Annotated in this window: 5 protein-coding genes; all 5 read left to right on the top strand. The window is 45.2% G+C overall.

Features of this window, described 5'->3' with window-relative positions:
• Positions 1-283: 283 nt before the first annotated feature.
• Positions 284-1210, top strand: coding sequence for a radical SAM protein (locus ENN47_00400; GenBank protein HDP76651.1), 927 nt, complete (start codon positions 284-286; stop codon positions 1208-1210).
• Positions 1211-1564: a hypothetical protein gene (locus ENN47_00395; protein ID HDP76650.1), complete on the top strand. Its 354-nt coding sequence runs from the start codon at positions 1211-1213 to the stop codon at positions 1562-1564. It begins immediately after the preceding gene.
• Complete coding sequence (locus ENN47_00390) at positions 1561-1809, top strand: hypothetical protein (GenBank protein HDP76649.1); 249 nt, start codon at positions 1561-1563, stop codon at positions 1807-1809. Before ENN47_00395 ends, ENN47_00390 begins: the two co-directional genes overlap by 4 nt.
• Positions 1806-2087, top strand: coding sequence for a sodium:proton antiporter (locus ENN47_00385; protein ID HDP76648.1), 282 nt, complete (start codon positions 1806-1808; stop codon positions 2085-2087). Before ENN47_00390 ends, ENN47_00385 begins: the two co-directional genes overlap by 4 nt.
• On the top strand, positions 2084-2160 hold a 77-nt coding region (locus ENN47_00380), incomplete at its 3' end, for a sodium:proton antiporter (protein ID HDP76647.1). The genes ENN47_00385 and ENN47_00380, both read left to right, overlap by 4 nt.

Raw genomic sequence — 2160 nt, 5'->3', positions numbered from 1 at the left:
TCGGAAGATCAAGAGAACTATGGGCCGTTGAGCGGTTTCCCGCTGGCGAAGAGAAAGGAACTGGATGCTGAAACAAGTTCAGCTTGACGGGATGCAAGATTCTCAGTACGATGCTAGATTGGTTGTACGTCAGGAATTGTTGGTTAAGCGAACTTGCCCGAAGTGTTCCTTTTCCCTCGCGTATCCCAAACGCAATCTTAGTCTCCCTAGACTCGGATTTGTGTGATAGTCTCAGCTCAAGGTCTTCCGACAACCTTTAGAATGAAGAGAAGGAATGGATTGAATGGGTTCAAACGCAGAAAGACTTGTCAAAGTACAGAAAGCAATAGAGAACACGCGTGAAAGGCTGCACTCTTGTGACCTTTGCCCTAAGAAGTGTCATGTGAACAGGTATGAAACTCCTGGTTCCTGCATGCAGAGGATTGAACCAAGAGTTTCAGCAGCAGTACTGCACTTTGGGGAAGAACCACCTTTGGTGAAGGAAGGCGGTGCAGGTGCAGTCTTTTTCAGTGGCTGCACAATGAGCTGCCTCTACTGTCAAAACTTCGCTTTCAGTCAAAAGAACGCAGGCAAGGTCTTTTCATTTGAAGAGCTATCTCGACACTTCATGAAGATTCAGGAGGAAGGGGCCGCTTGCATCGATCTCGTCACTCCAACTCCCAATTTGTATGGCTTCCTCAAAGCCTACGAACTTGCACTTGAGGAGGGCTTTTTCCTTCCAGTAGTGTTCAACACTAGCGGTTATGAAGAAGTAAGTACTTTACAGCTTCTCGATGGAATCGTCGATATCTATCTAACAGATATAAGATACACCAACGATGCGGTTGGAGAGAAATATTCCCTTGTCCCCGATTACTGGACTGTCACAAAGAAGGCGGTGAAGGATATGTTTAGACAGACTGGCTCATTCAGAGAAGAAAGAATGCGAGGAGTTATTGTCAGGCATCTTGTTCTACCTGAAGGAATAGCGGGTACAGAAGAGATGGCGGAGTTTGTTGCCTTTGAATTGTCTTCGTCCGTTCCCATATCGCTTATGTCACAGTATCGACCAGTTTACAGGGCGAGAGAGCACTACGAACTATCGAGAAAAATCTCGGAAGAGGAATACGATTATGCACTTGATGTGATAGATAGATTTGGTCTCACTGGATGGATGCAGCATTTCGAATCTAAGGAGAATTTCAGGGCCAAACCTTTGAGGTGGGACTAGATGATTTTCATAATCTCGTTTTTTCTGTGGATCACCTTTTTTGGAAGATTCACTCTAGCCTCGGCGGTATCGGGTTTGCTAGTATCTGTCCTCGTGCAATATGTATCTGCAAGGCTTATCCGACCCGGTCCGGTCTTCGGCACCGTATTTCGAATTATGCTCGCTTTGCCTGTTGCAGTCTTCCAATCATTCAGAATTATCTTCTCGAAACCCGTATTCACGGTAAGAAGCGAAAAGGTACCGGAAAACAGAATCGTTGAATTTGGGAAGATCATCTCTATTACAATGACCCCTGAGGAAGTTGTCATTTCGAAGGACAGGGAAGGGCTGTTGATCCACGAGGTGAAAAAGTGACCTTCTATATCACAATGGCGGCAATAATTTCTTCTATTGCGATGCTGGTCTGGTTTGCCGCAAGTAGTGATCCCTGGAAGCTACTAATAGCCTACTCTTCCATTTCGACAAGGCTTCTTATTGGCGTCATTTTTATTGAAATGGTTACCGGAGTTGATTTCGTGTCAAGCGTTGCGCTGCTTTTTCTTATACTCAATACAAGTGGTACGATTATAGCTGCTTATTATCTTGGAGTCAGAAGATGACGAGAATCGTGGGGTACCTATTTCTGATTCCGGGTCTATTTTTCGTTTTCGCAGGTACACTCAGGGCCATCCTGGCGCACACAATCATCGGGACTCTCCATTTCTTAACGGTTGCCGACACTGTCGGACTTATATTCATAGTCATCTCTGCTTCTTTCTTTGGCCTGCTGACGATAATTGAGATGCTAGCATTTATCGTCGCTTTGATGGTCACCGGACCGCTTGTAACTCACGTAATTGCCAGGGCATTTATCAACTCGGGGGGAAAAGAGAGATGAGTTTCGTCTTAATCGGAATCAGTTCTCTTTATCTTGTTAGCGCGATAATCGTCCTTTCATCAAGGACTAACTT

Origin of the sequence: Mesotoga infera (assembly GCA_011045915.1) — a bacterium.
GTDB lineage: Bacteria > Thermotogota > Thermotogae > Petrotogales > Kosmotogaceae > Mesotoga > Mesotoga infera_D.
The sequence above is the reverse complement of the archived record's forward strand: the minus strand, read 5'-3'. Positions and strand labels throughout refer to the sequence as shown.